General features: G+C 62.1%; 16 protein-coding genes. 12 read left to right on the forward strand and 4 right to left on the reverse strand.

What is annotated here, in order from left to right:
• Window positions 1-58: 58 nt before the first annotated feature.
• The 9 genes from D107_RS14040 to D107_RS13715 all read left to right on the forward strand — a co-directional run bounded on the left by D107_RS14040 (window position 59) and on the right by D107_RS13715 (window position 5,757).
• A complete protein-coding gene (locus D107_RS14040) occupies window positions 59-772 on the forward strand; it encodes a hypothetical protein (RefSeq protein WP_155988100.1) in 714 nt (237 codons plus the stop codon).
• Between the two features lie 130 nt (window positions 773-902).
• Window positions 903-1,313: a VOC family protein gene (locus D107_RS13705; protein WP_081619367.1), complete on the forward strand. Its 411-nt coding sequence runs from the start codon at window positions 903-905 to the stop codon at window positions 1,311-1,313.
• A gap of 100 nt (window positions 1,314-1,413) precedes the next feature.
• Window positions 1,414-2,547 (forward strand): hypothetical protein, encoded by a 1,134-nt coding sequence (locus tag D107_RS14045; RefSeq protein WP_155988102.1) that lies wholly within the window; start codon window positions 1,414-1,416, stop codon window positions 2,545-2,547.
• 93 nt (window positions 2,548-2,640) lie between these two features.
• Window positions 2,641-3,666: a transposase gene (locus D107_RS0106810; RefSeq protein WP_018881091.1), complete on the forward strand. Its 1,026-nt coding sequence runs from the start codon at window positions 2,641-2,643 to the stop codon at window positions 3,664-3,666.
• A 27-nt stretch (window positions 3,667-3,693) separates the two neighbouring features.
• Window positions 3,694-3,939: a DUF4160 domain-containing protein gene (locus D107_RS0106815; protein WP_018866055.1), complete on the forward strand. Its 246-nt coding sequence runs from the start codon at window positions 3,694-3,696 to the stop codon at window positions 3,937-3,939.
• Complete coding sequence (locus D107_RS13710; RefSeq protein ID WP_081619368.1) at window positions 3,911-4,168, forward strand: DUF2442 domain-containing protein; 258 nt, start codon at window positions 3,911-3,913, stop codon at window positions 4,166-4,168. Before D107_RS0106815 ends, D107_RS13710 begins: the two co-directional genes overlap by 29 nt.
• Before the next feature lie 7 nt (window positions 4,169-4,175).
• Window positions 4,176-4,451: a BrnA antitoxin family protein gene (locus D107_RS0106820; RefSeq protein WP_018866056.1), complete on the forward strand. Its 276-nt coding sequence runs from the start codon at window positions 4,176-4,178 to the stop codon at window positions 4,449-4,451.
• Between the two features lie 93 nt (window positions 4,452-4,544).
• Window positions 4,545-5,195 (forward strand): hypothetical protein, encoded by a 651-nt coding sequence (locus D107_RS0106825; protein WP_018881092.1) that lies wholly within the window; start codon window positions 4,545-4,547, stop codon window positions 5,193-5,195.
• A 43-nt stretch (window positions 5,196-5,238) separates the two neighbouring features.
• Complete coding sequence (locus tag D107_RS13715) at window positions 5,239-5,757, forward strand: hypothetical protein (RefSeq protein ID WP_081619369.1); 519 nt, start codon at window positions 5,239-5,241, stop codon at window positions 5,755-5,757.
• Window positions 5,758-5,817: 60 nt separating this feature from the next.
• Here the strand turns inward: D107_RS13715 and D107_RS0106830 are convergent, their stop codons facing one another.
• The gene (locus D107_RS0106830; protein WP_026280764.1) at window positions 5,818-7,095 is read right to left on the reverse strand and encodes a hypothetical protein; all 1,278 of its coding nucleotides are present in this window, start codon (window positions 7,093-7,095) and stop codon (window positions 5,818-5,820) included.
• A 350-nt stretch (window positions 7,096-7,445) separates the two neighbouring features.
• Between D107_RS0106830 and D107_RS0106835 the strand changes: the two genes are divergently transcribed.
• Window positions 7,446-8,159, forward strand: coding sequence for a DUF3012 domain-containing protein (locus D107_RS0106835; protein ID WP_018866059.1), 714 nt, complete (start codon window positions 7,446-7,448; stop codon window positions 8,157-8,159).
• Between the two features lie 144 nt (window positions 8,160-8,303).
• Here the strand turns inward: D107_RS0106835 and D107_RS0106840 are convergent, their stop codons facing one another.
• The gene (locus D107_RS0106840; protein WP_018881094.1) at window positions 8,304-9,770 is read right to left on the reverse strand and encodes an amidohydrolase family protein; all 1,467 of its coding nucleotides are present in this window, start codon (window positions 9,768-9,770) and stop codon (window positions 8,304-8,306) included.
• A 286-nt stretch (window positions 9,771-10,056) separates the two neighbouring features.
• Between D107_RS0106840 and D107_RS14100 the strand changes: the two genes are divergently transcribed.
• Complete coding sequence (locus tag D107_RS14100) at window positions 10,057-11,577, forward strand: hypothetical protein (protein ID WP_018881095.1); 1,521 nt, start codon at window positions 10,057-10,059, stop codon at window positions 11,575-11,577.
• Window positions 11,578-11,685: 108 nt separating this feature from the next.
• Window positions 11,686-12,465 carry a nuclease-related domain-containing protein gene (locus D107_RS0106850; RefSeq protein ID WP_018881096.1) on the forward strand — a complete coding sequence of 260 codons (780 nt, stop codon included), beginning with the start codon at window positions 11,686-11,688 and terminating at the stop codon, window positions 12,463-12,465.
• A 35-nt stretch (window positions 12,466-12,500) separates the two neighbouring features.
• On the opposite strand, the gene D107_RS0106855 is transcribed toward D107_RS0106850, so the two are convergent.
• Window positions 12,501-13,619: an alpha/beta hydrolase gene (locus D107_RS0106855; protein WP_018881097.1), complete on the reverse strand. Its 1,119-nt coding sequence runs from the start codon at window positions 13,617-13,619 to the stop codon at window positions 12,501-12,503.
• The gene (locus D107_RS0106860; RefSeq protein ID WP_018881098.1) at window positions 13,619-15,298 is read right to left on the reverse strand and encodes a diguanylate cyclase; all 1,680 of its coding nucleotides are present in this window, start codon (window positions 15,296-15,298) and stop codon (window positions 13,619-13,621) included. The genes D107_RS0106855 and D107_RS0106860 overlap by 1 nt, the downstream gene beginning before the upstream one ends.
• Window positions 15,299-15,558 lie beyond the last annotated feature (260 nt).

Here is a 15,558-nt window from a genome sequence, read left to right on the forward strand (position 1 = left end):
ATGCGGCCTTCCTCGGCTGAGATAGGCGTTATAAGTCATCCCCAACGCAAAGGACTTTATGAGTAGCGGCACTGGCCATCGGCGATATTTGAAGCAGCTCCTTCACCATGGATCTGTGTATTTAGGTGCAATCTCCTTTGTGCTGGTCCTTGTGCTGCCAGTGTTTTTGGAGGTGTCTGATTATGTATCACTGGCTCTATATGTTGGCGGGATCGCTGCATTTTATTGGGCTGGTTATAAGACATGGGAAGAGAGTTTGCCATCGGACGAAGGGGAGCCGCTTGTTCTTAAGGCTGATAAAGGCACCGTTACTTTTTCCTCCGGAACCGGAAATATATTCCGGAAAAGTAAGCTATCACTCAGGCTCGCTGTCTCTAATAATTCTGACAAAGCCATTGCTCTTGATAATGTGGCAGTCCACTTAAAGCAGGATTCGTCCTGGCTCAAACTGAAAGGCCGGCCAAAGCTGATTTGGGGTTCAGGAGAGTCGGTAGGGTCTTGCGCTGAGATTGGGCCAAAAGAATCCAAAATTTTAGATGTGAACCTTGAAGGTGAAGGCCACATCGAAGATCGAGTAAAACTGGCTAGGGCGTTGCGGAAAAATCCGATTGTTGGCGCGACATTAACTGCTGAGTATTTTTTGGAAGGAGAGCGGTCGGCTATTGAGGTCGATTTCGAATACGATGCAGAAAAGCTCATTAATCGCATGCGGAGTAGCTGGAGCCAAAGCAGTTTACGGGATTCCATTACAGAGCTTGAGCAATCGGCATAGATCTTGGTTTCCTGCCAGACCACTTATAACCAAGCCAGGCATGGCGATGCCAACTACATTGCGGCTTCGCCTCCATTCCGTTGGCGCGCATGCTGGCGGCGTTAGGCTCCATCAGTCACGGAGGGAGTGAATGGAAATCAAGTGTATTGCGGGTTTTGCGTCAATTACCAAAGATCCCGCGGGAAGTGCGTCCCTGTATCAGGATGCACTAGGTCTGCCGCTGGAGAAAATGGACGATTATCGTTTTATGGATAAATTCCCCGGAGCGAATCATTTCGGGGTATGGCCCCTCTCTATGGCAGCCCAGTCTTGTTTTGGCCAAGAGGAATGGCCGGACCATGTTCCTGAGCCGACGGCTACAATTGAATTTGAGTTGGCGGATGCGGCTGCTGTGGGGGCGGCAGTACAAGAAATGAAGGAAAGGGGTCAGGAGTTCGTTCATGAAACCCGGACTGAACCCTGGGGGCAGACAGTCGCAAGGTTTCTTAGCCCCGAGGGAGTGTTGGTTGGTCTGAGTTATGCGCCATGGCTTCATGAATAAGAGCCTAACCATAGCGTCAACGCGGCCTGGTTTTTCCGCTGACGCTACAGAGCCAGCCGGTTACGCTGGGCGTTATGCACTAAGGGATGAGAGTTGAAATATGAAGGTAGCCTTTCATTTTAATGCCGATCATAGTGATCTTGGTAACTATTACGGAGCTCCCATCCGGAGGGCTATTTTTGGGGCGATACTGCGTTCACGCACTATAGATCTCCACACCAAGGTCTTTGAGGGTGATCTTCTGCTCTACATGCAGACGATGGACAGAGAAAAAACAGAACAAGGTGAGGTTCGTCGTTTCAACAGAGAGCGCTTTTTGTCAGCTTTAGAAAACCTGCTCAATCCGGGAAGGCATATTTGGATGTCGTTCTCGAACGATACTATTCAATATCTGGTTTCAAATAACGTCTTCGTTGTGCTCCTAGAAAGCATTAGCTTTCGAGATGCCCAAGATATCGATAAAAATCTGGCAGAGTATGAGTGGTATCTCGGAGGTCTACAGATCGATGATACTTCTCCAGTCCACTGGGGTGCATATGCCAACGCGCTCCTGCCACATTATAGAATCATCGGTCAGGATATACATCAGTTTTGGGACGGCATAACCGATGACTCAAAAGATTACGGGTTCATCGAAGAGCTGAAAGAGTGTGGATTCGAAAGGGTAGAATTTGAGCCTCTAAATGGAAAGTTCACAGTTTTCGACAAGTACCATGACTTCCGGCAGGCGCGACGAGTCGCAGAGTTGGCCAATGCATTGAGCGATTCACTTGGGATGTTGGCGGATCAAGTTATCACACGAATGTCTGACGCGGCCCCTGAGTTAGGAAATAAATTATGGTCGGCTATCAGAACGTATGATCGCGCTGAGGTTGATGAAGATTATGCTCAGGTTTCTGCCTCATGTCGTCGGGTGATCGAGTATGTTTCCGATGTGCTGTTTCCGCCGACAGAGGAGGCACCAAATGGCAGGAAATTGGGACCAAATAATTATCGAAATCGTCTGTTGGCCTATGCTGATGAAGAGCGGCGGAGTGATACCAACATCGACCTGATTTGTGCGTCGACTGAAATGCTTGCGCAACAGTTGGAAAAGCTGGGCAGCCTTGTGAATAAAGGAATTCATTCAGATGTTCTTCGGCACGAAGCTAGGAGATGCCTTCTAAGAACGATAATGGTACTGGACGATATTCTATCGTTGCGGAAAGGGCCGCTAGAAATACGAGGCCTCTAATGGCAGAAGAAGAGGACACCCATGATTTCTTGACGGCCTGAGGCGGGCTGACTAGGTTTGTGGGGGAGTGCATGGGCCAGGGAGGGTCCGGAGATGACGCGAGCCAGGAAGGAGCTCGTCTCGGTCGAGACGACGCCGTATTACCACTGTATTTGTCGCTGTGTTCGCCGCGCGTTTCTGTGCGGCGAGGATTCCTATTCGGGCAAGAACTACGCGCACCGGCGGGGCTGGGTGCTGGAGCGTCTGCGTGAGCTGCAGGGCGTGTTTGCCGTGGACGTGTGCGCGTATGCGGTGATGTCGAACCACTATCACCTGGTGGTGCGGCTGGATGTGGATCGGGCGGCGGCCTGGAGCGAAGGCGAGGTAATGGAGCGCTGGGAGCGGCTGTTCTCCTTGCCGGTGCTGGTAGCCCGCTATCGGGCGGGGCAGACCAAGACGGTGGCAGAGCGCGAGCGGGCGCAGCTACAGATTGCCGAGTGGCGGGACCGACTGCAGGACCTGTCGTGGTTCATGCGCAGCCTGAACGAACATCTGGCGCGGCGGGCGAATGCAGAGGATGGCTGCAAGGGCCGCTTCTGGGAAGGCCGCTACAAGAGCCAGGCGCTGCTGGACGACGCGGCCGTGCTGACCTGCATGAGCTACGTGGATCTGAACCCGGTGCGCGCCGGGATGGCGGATGCGCCCGAGGCCTCCGATTTCACCTCGATCCAGCAGCGCATCCGGGCACTGGCTCGTAAGGATCAGGGGCATGAAGGTCCGGCGGGTGAGGGAGACGAGCCTCGCCTGACCGTATTGGGGCGGGAAGGCGACGATCCACATGGCAATGCGGTGGCCTTTACTACGGAGGACTATCTGGAACTGGTGGACTGGACCGGGCGCGCGATCCGCGAGGACAAGCGCGGGGCTATCCCGGAATCCATTCCGCCGATCCTGGAACGTCTGGGGATCGATCCAGTGCATTTCCTGCGGCATGTCGGAAGGGGACAGAGGTCGCACCATGTATCGGCCCTGGGGCACGTGGAGCGTTTTCGCGAGGCGGTGAAGCAGCTCGGCCGTCGCAGCATCAAGGGTGTGGGGATATCGGGCCGGATGTTTCTGGCGCCAGCCGGTTGTCGCTGAACCATTTCGGTTTCAGGGGAGGCGCGGATGCCGACGGTGTTCAGGGACGGACCCTACCGCTACTACTGGTTCAGCCATGAGCCGGACGAGCCGCCACATGTGCATGTGGACCGTGGAAAGTGCTCGGCCAAGTTCTGGTTGCGCCGGGTGGCATTGGCGCGGAATATGGGGTTTCCGGCGCACGAATTGCGGCGGATGCGGGAGGTTGTCGAGGGTCGGCAGCCGGAGCTGTTGGAGGCTTGGCATGAGTTCTTTGGCCACGAACGCGGATGAGCGTGTTGCGTCGGTGGATTTCACCGAGCATGACCTGGTGGTCGGCCTGATGGATGGCCGTCGAATCTCGGTTCCGCTGGAGTGGTACCCACGCCTCGCGCACGCAACGCCCGCTCAGCTACGGATCTGGGAGATCTCCGCCGGAGGCTACGGAATTCACTGGCCAAAGCTCGACGAAGACCTGAGCACTGAAGGGCTGCTGCGAGGCGCACCTGCGCCTGCTCGGTAGAGTACTTATGAGCAACACCTCGAAGATCCCCAGATTCCAGGACGAGGCGGAAGAACGGACGTTCTGGGAAAGCCATGATTCCAGCGACTATGTCGATTGGGGCCGAGCCAAGGCCGTCGAGCTCCCGAACCTCAGGCCCTCTACCAAGACGATCTCCCTGCGCTTGCCGGAGTCGCTTCTTGACCACATCAAGATCGAGGCCAACAAGCGCGATATGCCGTATCAGTCCCTGATCAAGGCGTGGCTTGCGGACGATGTAAAGCAAGCTCGCAAGAAGGGCTAGCGGTTGGGTTGAGGGGCTGAGTTCTGTACGTGGATGGGTAAGCCTGATCGGACTCGGGCCAATAGTAGTGATAAGCGACGCATGGAGGCGCGCATGGTTTTACTGATTCTGTATATCCCCGCAGTGCTGGTCGCACTGGGAATCCTGTTTATGGCCAGGCGGGCCGCACTGGGGCCTCGGGTGCGGTACGCCCTCGCAACGCTGATGCTGCCCGTTGTCGTGCTCTTTGCAGGCTGGGCTATCGCCGGTGGCGACCCGTCGATGGGGGTGGCGCTGACGGTCTTGTTCTTCGGGTTTGTGGTCGTTCCCGCCGGTCTTGGTCGGATGTTCGTGCGGCGATACCCGTCCGTATCGCCGGCGCAGGAGACAAATGTGAACCCGAGGCGGGACCCTCTGGTTACCGACGTCGCGGGGCAGGAGTCTGATGGCGCTGGGCACGAGTCCGATTCGGGGCATGGAAACGATGTGGCGCCGAGGCAGGATGACCGGGCGCGGGCGATGCGGCTTGCCTTCATGGTGCATACGCCCGGAGCGATGTTGCTGGGACTCGGCCTGGCGGAACGACTCGGAAACTCGGATCCGCTCCTGTCGTGGTTCGAGAACGGCTGGGTGGTCGATGGCATGCTGCTACTGGGGGTGGTGTTGATCGCGATCTCCACGCGGATGATTCTCGCCACGGTGTTCGGCCCGTCCTCCAAGGCGCGAGATTCGGGGAGCCTGGGCCGCCGGAATCCACGCCTCTGATTCGCTGCGAAAGCACAAAGACGAGTCATGGGGGGCGAGAGGAATGGATGAATCCGGCGGCGCGGTCGTATTTTCAGAAACACGGTGGGTTCCAGCCAGCTTTCTGGCCATGCTGGTTGTTCCGGCCCTGCTTTTGCTCGAGCTCGCCCACCGGGCGGCGCCAGCCGGGTGGATTCTGTTCGGTCCGCTGGCGTTTCTGCTTCTGGCCTTGGCACCATGGTTGATTGGTATCCTGAGCAAGCCACGGCGGGTGCTGACACTCGATCCGTACGGGGTTTCGTTTGACCGTATGTGCCGTTTTGGCGCTGTATTCGTGCCGTGGTCGGAGGTCGAGAATGTGGGGAGCTTCACCATGGTTCAGACGGGCAGCGTGACGCTCTTCCTCTACCTGCGTCCTGGTGAATTTCGTTCTTCACTAACTTTTCGTGGTTTTTGGACCCGGCCCGGACGTGTCGAGTGTCCGTTGGTAATGTTTAATCCATGGGAGCAGGATCGAATCGTGAAAGCCTGCCGGGCGTTTCATGAGCGGAGCGTCACGACGAGGACACCCGTGATTTCGTAAGAACTGTCACCTGTGCACAGGACTGTCGGGTCGAGTGGTAGTCACCGGGGTGGGATGGCTTCAGCGCAGGCGGCGTACCTCGGCGATCGCGGAGAGAGCGATCGGCGCCTCCATATAGCCGCTGCCGACGCGACGACGCACGCGGATGCGATCCCCCTCGATGGCCAGCAGTTCACCGTTGCGCGCGCGTCCGTCGGCGAGGGTAATGCGGAGTGTGTGTCCGATGTGCTCTTCCAGAGCCGACAGTGCAATGGTGGCGGTCGTTGCGGGTTCAGCTTGCGTGTCGCGTTCGGGCCGCATTTGGGGCCAGTTCGTTTGGGGCTGAGGGGGCGTCCGGGCCGGCTCCGGGGCGACCGGGTGAAGGTCCACCGGGCCAAAGTGTCTGCCCGCCACGCTCAGGCGATGTTCGATCTGGCCCAGCATGCGTTCGGCCGAGTCCAGGTTCGCCCAGAGAAGCATCGGATTGTCGATTGGACCGATCCGCAGCGAAAGGTCGCGGGGGGCCTGGATGAAGTGTTCATAGGCTGCGACCAGCGTGGGCCCCGGCTGCAGGCCGAAGGGGCGCCAGGCCTCGACCCATTCACCCATGTGGTGTTTGGTGTAGTCCTCGAGGGTCATGTCCATTTCGGCCGCGCAGAATTCCATCAATGCGGGGTAGTAGCCACGATCCTCGAAAACCACCGTCATTGACTGCAGGGGGGCGTTGATCAGCGCCGGTGCGAGATCGCGCGCCCGGTTGGAGCGGGCCTCAAGCGAGAAGTGTGCAGTGGACGAGCCCGCACTTAACGGCCCCATGCCGAAAGTGCTGTGCACGGTCATGCGGTCGTTGCCGTCCGTCAGGTCGTAGCGGACAGAAAAATCCAGAGGGATGTCGTGGTAGCCAAGCGCCGACATCAATTCGTCCGGCGGAGCGGCGTGGTAGGAACCGCATCCGGCGGTGTCCAGCGACAGTGCGGGTGGGTCGCCTTGATTGCCGGTGACCAGACCGGCCGGAAGAGTCAGGCCCTGCACCGAGAACCCGAATTGTTGTGGGAGGCGGCGGGCGTCCAGCGTGTGTCGAAGGCGGGCGAGTCGCCACAGGTTGCCGGCTTCCAGTGAGACGCGTTCCGCCCGCATGCGGCCCACCGCCGTATTGTGGGGCTCGAACAGCAGACCGTCTACGTACAGGCTGCCGCCCAGGCCAACCCCGACGTTGGTGTAATGCAGTGTGCCGAGTGGCTGGAGCCGTTCGACCAGATCGTCGAGTTTCTGCTCCGCCTGTTGGAGTTCGTAGTGGTAGTAGCCGAAGCCCGCGGCAGTGAGTACCACGAGGCCGACCAAGATTCCCTTCCCTGACATGTTCGCTCCCTGGTCTTTCCGTAACCGGGTCGGGCGCGTCCCGGCCCGACTGTGGGACTGCCTTGTCCCATGGCCACACCATACCTGCAGCGGGGTGTCCTGTCGCCCTTGGTCGGCGATGCTCCGGCGCTGGTGATTCCGGGCGGCGCGAGATGCTTGCGGATCTATACTCAGGAAGTGCGGAGTATTCCGGGCGGAGCGAGCGTAAGACCTTGGCCGGGAGCCGTGGGTCGCCGGATCTGCCTGTCCCCTGATCCGCGGGCCGTGGCCCGGTGGATTCCCCGCCGGACGGCGGCCGTTCACTCCCACCCGCCGTCGTTCGACAGCCCCTGATATGGAGGGCTGCAGATATGATTACGCAACGATGGGTGGCGCTCGCGGCGCTGATGATTCTTCTCCCCCTGGGCTGTGGAACGGAACAGACGGCGGATGCCGATCCGGTTGCCGCGGAGTCCCTGGCGCTGGATGCCGGGATGGTGGCGGATCGGGTACTGGCGAATCTGCACGACCAGGCGGCCGTCTTCGAGGCGATTGGTGACGAGCTGGAGGCCGTGGATGACCAGGCGGCGGCGGACGCTCTGGGTCGGCGCCTGGCGGGTGAATACACCGCTCGCATGATTGCGCAGATGGAGGAGATGGTGGTCTGGGCGGAGACGCATCTGGTGCCGGTGGACGCAGCGGAACGTGCCGTGATCGATCAGGAGCTGGAGGCGTTGTTTGCGGCCTCGGACCGGTTCCAGGCAGCGGAGATGCGGTTTGATCGTGCCACCGAGCGGGTCGGGGGGCGACTGGAGGCCCTGATGCTGCGCGATCCTCGGCAGGGCCACGCGGTACTGGAAGGGATGCTCGCGCTGGGTGATCAGGTGGAGGCGTTCATGACGGACGAGCGCATGGTGGCGATGGATCTCCTGATGGCGCCAGAGCCGGAGCCGCAGCCGGTGGAGGCCGCGCCTGCCTCCCGGGTGGGGTCACCCGCCTGGTGCGAGCGGATGGCCAACACGCCGCAAGCCCAATGGACGATGAACGATGCTTTCGCCTTCGCGAATCACTGTACGGGCGGTTGAGTCGTGATGCCCCTGCGGACCTGAATGGCCGGAGGACGAGTATGCGCGAACTGACGGGATCGGGTGTGCAAGCGCATCCGGCCAAAGGCAAGGTTTGTCCGCACCAAGGCGGGTTTCGTGTTTCCCCCGCGCGGGTGGCTGGGGTCAGGCGTGGTCCAGCTGGTTTCGGACGATGCTGCCGCCCTTCATGATCAGGTGCAGGTGGTCGGCGGGTGCATCCAGCCAGTCCAGGCCGGCCGACGGGTCGGCATCGACCACGAGGAGGTCGGCCAGGGCCCCTTCAGCGATGACGCCGAGGCGGCCGGGGTAGGGGGCACGGTCGCCGGATAGGGCGAGCAGTTGGCCGGCCGCGCCGGTGGCCATGTGCAGGGCCTCCAGCGGGGACATGAAGCGGGTCAGCTTGGCGAGCTGGCGGCCCTGGCTGGCGGCGCCCTCGGGGCTGAACAGGATGTCGGTGCCGAAGGCCATGGGCACGCCGTACTGGCGGCCCAGTTCGAAGGCGCGCTCGGTGCCCGCGCTCACCTGGAGCTGCTTGGCCCGGGAGACGGGGTCCGTCTTCGGGTTGGCGTCCTCGTCGTCCAGGAAGGGCTGGATGCTCCACCACACGTTGGCATCCACCATCATGCGCACCGTCTCCTCGTCGGCGAGCTGGCCGTGCTCGATGGAGCGCACCCCGGCGCGGATCGCGCGCAGGATGCCCTGCGGCGTGTAGACATGGGCGCATACGTAGGTGCCCCAGTCGGCGGCGGCGCGCACGGCGGCACGCATCTCCTCTTCCAGGTACTGGGCGGTGTCCAGCGGGTCGTACAGGCTGGAGACGCCGCCCCCGGCCATGATCTTGATCTGACTGGCGCCTTGCATCAGCTGTTCCCGGGTGCGGCGCAGCACCTCGTCCAGGCCATCGGCGATCGCAGCGACACCGCTGCTCTCGATGTAATTCGGCGGGGTGCTCGGCATACGTGGCAACTCGTGGCGCTGGCGAAAATCGCCGTGCCCGGAGGTCTGGGAGATCATCGCGCCGCAGGGGAAGATGCGCGGGCCGGCCACCGCGCCGCGGTCGATGGCCATCTTCAGGCCGAAGGCCGGGCCGCCGAGATCGCGCACGGTGGTGAAGCCGCGCATCAGGGTCGCGCCGGCCTCGCGCCCGGCCATCAGGTGCAGGAAGCCGATGTCCGCGGTCATTGCGGTCATCTGGCTAACCCCGACCAGCGTGCTGTGCCAGTGGGCGTCGATCAGGCCGGGGATGACCGCGCGCCCGCCGCAGTCGATTGTGCGTGCGGCGGTCGGACCCTCGCCGCGCCGGGGCAGCGCGGCGATGCGGCCGTCCTCGATCAGGATGTCCACGTCCTCGCGCAACGCGAGGGTCTCGCCGTCGAACAGTCGCAGGTGGGTGAGCAGCAGAGGTTGCCCGGGTTCACCGGCCTTGAGCTCGCGCGGGGCGAGGCCGAAGCCCGCGAACATGCCCAGCACGGCGGCGGCACCGCCGAGGAACTGGCGCCGGTTCAGGTCGGCCTCGATGCGCCGTAGGGCCGCCTGGGTATGGGCCGCGCCACAGTGGCAGGGGTTGATGTCGGCGTTCGCGCCGTGCGGTGCACAACAGGCCATGCCCATGACGGTGTGGCTCCTGGTTAACGCGCGCGACGTCGGGATGCGGCGCCGATTGGTTCGGGGCGCGCCCTGACGCCCGCGCGGGTGCCGGAATCCCGGCCGCTGCCGATCGCGAGCGATAGCCGGGGTATGCCTGCAGCATACCCAAGATCGGGCGCGCGTCTACTGGCCTGACCGGGGCGCGGCGCCGCGTTCTCGGGCCCGGCTTTCTGGCCGATGGCCGCGATGGCAACTTCGCACGGACTGGCCTAGGCTCGTTTGGCACGGGCGAGGGTCAGGGAGCGGCAGGATGATCAAGGGGCTGAGGCGGGTAGGGTTGGCGGCGGTTGGGCTATGGCTGACCTGGGTCGTGGCGGGATGTGCTGGTGTCCAGCATGGGCCTACCCAGTATGTGTTGACGTCGGATCCGCCCGGAGCCGAGATCTATCGAGGGGATCGTCCGGACCGCCTTCATCACTACACGACCACGCCTTTCCGGTTGACGACCTCGCGGTCCGAGGGCTGGTCCGGGATGTACTTCCTGGCGCGCAAGGAGGGGTATCACGACTCGGAGCTTCATCAGCAGCCTACGTCGGCTATGGGGGGCGAGCCCATCGCGATCCATCTGGAGCTGGAACCCCGTGGCGATGAGGAAGATTTTGCACCGTATCGGGAGCGCGACACGCTGGAGGCGTATCGGGAATTCCTCGAAGCCTATCCCGCGACGCCGCTGCGGGAGGCGGTGTTCGAGCGCATGGTGGCGCGCATTGAAGAGTCGGACGCCCCCGAGGCGCGCTACGAAGAGCTGTTGGAGGCGTATCCGGAGGCCGCCCGGCTGGTGCCGGTGCGACGGCAGGCGGAAGCGGAGGTGGAAATAGAGGCGCCGGATTCGGAGTCAGCGTCAAAGCCGGAGGCAGAGAGCGGGGAGCAGCTGGCTGCGGACACCAGGACGGAAGACGGCGACGAGGAGCCCGCCATCGCTCGGAATGATGCGAGGCTGGATGGTGACGGTGAGCGGGTGCGGGTGGCCCTGGAGCGGCAGGATGAAGAGCTGGATCGTCGGCGCGCGCATTACGAAGCGCTGGTAAGGCAGCAAGACGATCTCCGGGATGAACTGGAAAGCCGGTGGCAAGTGCGCCCACCCTTCACGGGCCCGGATATAGACGACACGATTACCCGGTCGGCGCTGGGGTACTGCTTTGAACAGTATGGGCGCCGTGCATGGGAGAACGATCCCTGGCGGATGGAAGAGCGGTGCGAAGCGGAACTGAACCGGGACGCGCGACCATCCCTGGAGGCCTACTGGCGTCTCGATGACGAGGTCCAAGCTTCTGTGGAGCAGTACAGTGAGCTTCACGAGGAACGCGGTCAGCTGGCTGCGGCTGCCGAGGAATGGCTGGAGACTGGCGAGACGGCGGACGCGTTGCTGGCCGCGGTTCTGGACGGCGAGTATGACCCGACCCTGACGGGGGTCGCGCCGGAGTCGGTGGCCGACGGTGTCGCGGGCGCGCCCGGTGGGGGCGAGCAATGTGCCATCAAGCATCGGCAGTACGACGCATTCACGCGGCAGTTGATCCAGGTAGCGCGGGGTACGGAAGACGTTTGTGATCACCACAAGGTGAACTACCTCGGCCAGGCCTGGGGCTATGATCTGGCGCGAATCTGCCTGGAGGAGGGCGATCCGGAGATCCCTCCGGACGAAGTGGAAAAGCTGCGCCAGGCCATGCCGGAGCTGACACGCCATTTCGAGCAGGTGGACCGGCGGATTGGCTGCCAATTCGATCCGACACTGACGCGGTTGCGCCGGGAGTGGGGCCCTGTCCCATATTGATTTGAGGACAACGGTCTCGGCGGGAAGAGCGACGAGAGGACAGCCGCGATTTCGTTGATCCCGCGCAGTCGGCGATGCGGGATCCCGGGAGCGGAGCAGGAAATCGAGATGGATATCGATCTGGGCGCAGTATTGGTCAACGCGGCTCTGCAGTTCTGGTGGGCCTGGGTACTGGCGGCGCTGGTTGCAATCGCTCGGTTTCCAAAGGTGAAGGGCTGGCTTGGCGAGCTGTGGGTTCGCCTGATCCTGGCGGTTGGCCTGGATGGAAAGTCCGGCCGCGTGGTTCACGACGTTATGCTCCAGACCGCGGACGGGACTACGCAGGTCGATCATGTGCTGGTGTCGCGGTTCGGGGTCTTCGTCATCGAGACGAAGAATATGCGGGGCTGGATTTTCGGGACTGAGCGCCAGGCCCAGTGGACACAGAAGATCTACCGCCGGTCGTTCCGTTTCCAGAATCCGTTGCGCCAGAACTATCGCCATGAACGCGCGGTAGCCGAGGTGCTGGGCGTGGATCCGGAGCAGATTCACTCGGTGGTGGTTTTCGTCGGTGGCAGCACGTTCAAGACACCGATGCCGGACAATGTGGTCCATGGCCTGGGGCTGGTGAGTTATATCCGCTCATTCCGGAATGAGGCGTGGAGTGACGATGAGGTCCATGCCATGTTCGCAACGCTGGAGAACTGCGGCCTTGAGCGTTCGCGCCAGACCCGCAGGGCACACGTGGAGGGTTTGCGTGAGCGACATGCGGCGCCGGCCATTCCGGACTGCCCGAAGTGCGGCAGCGCCATGGTGAAGCGCAAGGCCGGTCGGGGCTCCAACATGGGGCAGGAGTTCTGGGGGTGCACGCAGTATCCCGGCTGCCGCGGGACGAGGGCTGTCCAGTAGGCGGTGACCGGGCGAGAAGATGCGCTTGTCGCAGGTCAGTTGTCCCGCCGAGCCAACAGGTTGGTTACGGCACGGATGAGCTGCCACTGGCCCACCAGGCCCACGCCTCGCGCATCGATGTGGGAGAAGCCATCGATCAGATGCAGGTCGGTCTCGCCGACTGCATGGGCGAGGCGCTCGCTTTCGGTGTGGGGAATCATGTTGTCGTCGCGGCCGTGGATCAGTAGCGCCCCGCTGGAAAGGTGCGAGAGGTCCCGATGGGCCAGGGATAGCATCTCGATGGCCTCCTGCGCGCTTGCAGGTAGCTCTTCGAGGAGCCCCGGCACGCGTTCCTGGTCATCGTTGCGGATTAACGCCAATAGTCTTCGCCCCTCTTCGCCGAGACCGGCGGCCAGTTCGTCGATCGGGGCCTCGGGATCGTGCATGCGCCGCCAGGCAATTTCGTCAAGGATCTCGCGGTCTGCAGGGTCATTAAGCATGTGCAGATTGCCGCGCAGGAATAGCCACTTCGCCAGTGGATCGGGAGTCCTGGTCATCCAGCGGTCTGACCCGGGCTCCTGGAAGGCCCCGGTCGTGGCGAAGGTGATGACGTTCTTCGTGTCGTAGTAGCCGCCGACCCCGACCAGGAAGTCGATGCTGGCTTCTCCCTGTGGCGTTAGCGTCGCGAGCGCGGCCAGGCCCACGGCGTAAGAGATTGCCGCGACCCCGACGTCCTGGTGATCCGGGGCGCGCTCTGCCTCCAGGCGGGACAACAGGGCAGCGGCATCCGCGATGGCGGCGGCATCCTGGGTGCGGATCCTCAGGGCTTTCGTGCCCTCCAGATCGGGGACCAGCACCAGGAAGCGTGCCCGGGCCAGTGTATTGGCGAGTTGTACCAGGCGGGGGTCGTCCTTGCCCTCTGGCGTAAAGCCCGGCACAAGGACAATACGGGCGCCGACATCCTGCCGGGGATGGTAGAGGTCGGCTTCGATGGCCCCTTCGCTCGTCGTGACTGCAAGCGTTTCGCGCGCGGGTTCCGGGGTGCGGTCCTTCAGCGCGCTCGGTCCGTCACCGGCCTCGATGTCCTGGAGCACCCGCATGGCCTCCCAGTTTTGCACTCCGATGTAGCTGGCAAGCATCACAAGGCCCAGCAACACGGCAGCGATGCGAAGCACTAGTCCTGACCTTCTGGGGGTTCTGGTTCACTCATTTGGAAGACGACTCGGTTCCGCCCGGCGTTTTTGGCTTGATACAAAGCGGCATCGGCTTGACGGATGAGGGCGTCCGGGTCAAACCGGCGACCGGCTGAAGGGGCCATGGCGATGCCGGCTGTCAGGGTGTGCTCGATGCGGTGGCCCTCGTAATCCGTGGGCGTGTCGGAGAATTCCTTGCGGATCCGATCGGTCATCAGGCGCACCTGTTCCGGGCCGGGTGCCTCAAGCAGGATGGCAAATTCCTCGCCACCGTAGCGGATGCAGATGTCCTGAGGCCGGGATAACTGCAGCAGGAGATTGCCGAGTCGGGTGAGGATGCGGTCGCCGGCATCATGGCCATAGTGGTCATTGATTGCCTTGAAGTTGTCCAGGTCGATCATAATCAGGAATACCGACAGTTCGCTGGATCGGGGGATTGCCTTTACGCGATCAAATGCCGCGTTGAGTGCGCGGCGGTTGCCCAGCCCGGTGAGCGGGTCCTGGTTGGCGATCTTCAGCGCCTGCAGGCGGTCCCGGTCCCAGTCGATCAACCTTTCTCCCAGAGCGACCAGCAGGAACACGGCTTCTAGCGCGCTAAAGGCCTGGGCGTACGCCAGTGGTGCCATGCCCCATGCAAACAATGAAGTGCCGGCGCTGAACACACTGATCAGCAGGCCCAGACCGTAGAGGCTCCAGGCCACTGTGTACCAGCGGGCATACCGCATGCCGTTCCGGTAGGCGATCGCGCCCAGGATGGGTAGCAATGCGAGTAGGGCCAGGGAGGCGAAGGAGAGGTACAGGACTGGCGTGTAGAAGCCTGCGAACCGCAAGACGATTCCGGCAACCATGATGCCCTGGGCCGCAAGGATGACCTTGTCGATGCGGGGACAGCAGTATCGAGTCTGGAGAAACAGGCGCGAGAACTGCAGGGCGGTGATGGCGACCGCCAGGAATACGATGTGAAAGCCCTCGTTATGCCAGAACACGGAATTGGGCCAGAGGTACTGGAAGGCAAAACCGTTCAGCAGCGCCCACATCAGAATGCTGGCCAGCAGGAATGTGGCGTACCACAGGTAAACACCCTGGCGCATGATCAGCGAGAACGTCCCGGCGATGATGATCAGAGCCGCCAACAGGCCGTAGTAACCACCGTAGATGAGGTACTCGCCCCGTGACTGGCTGTGGAAGTGATCCGCACGGCTCAGGAAGACGTTCAGCGACATGGCGTCGGGCTTCGTGTACTGCAGCCGGAGAAACAGGTCGGTGTAACCATCCGCCGGGGTGGTATGGGGAAACGCGAGTGTCCGGTAGTTGAGCAGGCGCTCCGCGAAGGGCTGCCGGTCACTGAGCAGCACTTTTTCCAGTGGCGCGCCGTTATCGGAGAAATAGACGGCCATTTCATCCAGGTAGCTGGTCTCGTGGTGCAGAACCCAGTGTTGCGGCTGTTCCGCGTCTGCATTGGACAGCCGGACCCGGACCCAGTGGGCCTCTTTTGTGATGCCGCGGTTGATTTGATCACTGGTCAGAGGGCGGAACTGATCGAGCGGCAGTTCAGATGGCTCGTACGCGCGGTCGGTGACCCAGAAGGTCGCCGGTTCGCGCAGCGTCATGCTGCCGAGCTCGCCGATCTCGATCGTCTGTTCGGTGGATGTGGAGGCCAAGGCCGCCGGGGGAACGAGAATCCACAAGACCAGGGAGACCAGGAGGGCCAGGCCAAGCCATTGGCAGGCACTTGCACCTTGAGGCTCGAAACCGGTGGACAGCAGGGGAGGAGGGCGCTTCATTTTCACCGTGTTATGTCGAAGATCATTGCAACGGACCCGAATCGGACTTGGCTTCCATGCAGTCTGCCATTAACGGAACACCGAGTGTCCCGTGTGCGCCCCGCAGACACTGAAGGCAAGATGAAGTACGAAGGTGG

It is taken from the genome of Thioalkalivibrio sp. ALE30 (genome assembly GCF_000377465.1).
In the GTDB taxonomy this organism is placed as follows: Bacteria; Pseudomonadota; Gammaproteobacteria; order Ectothiorhodospirales; family Ectothiorhodospiraceae; genus Thioalkalivibrio.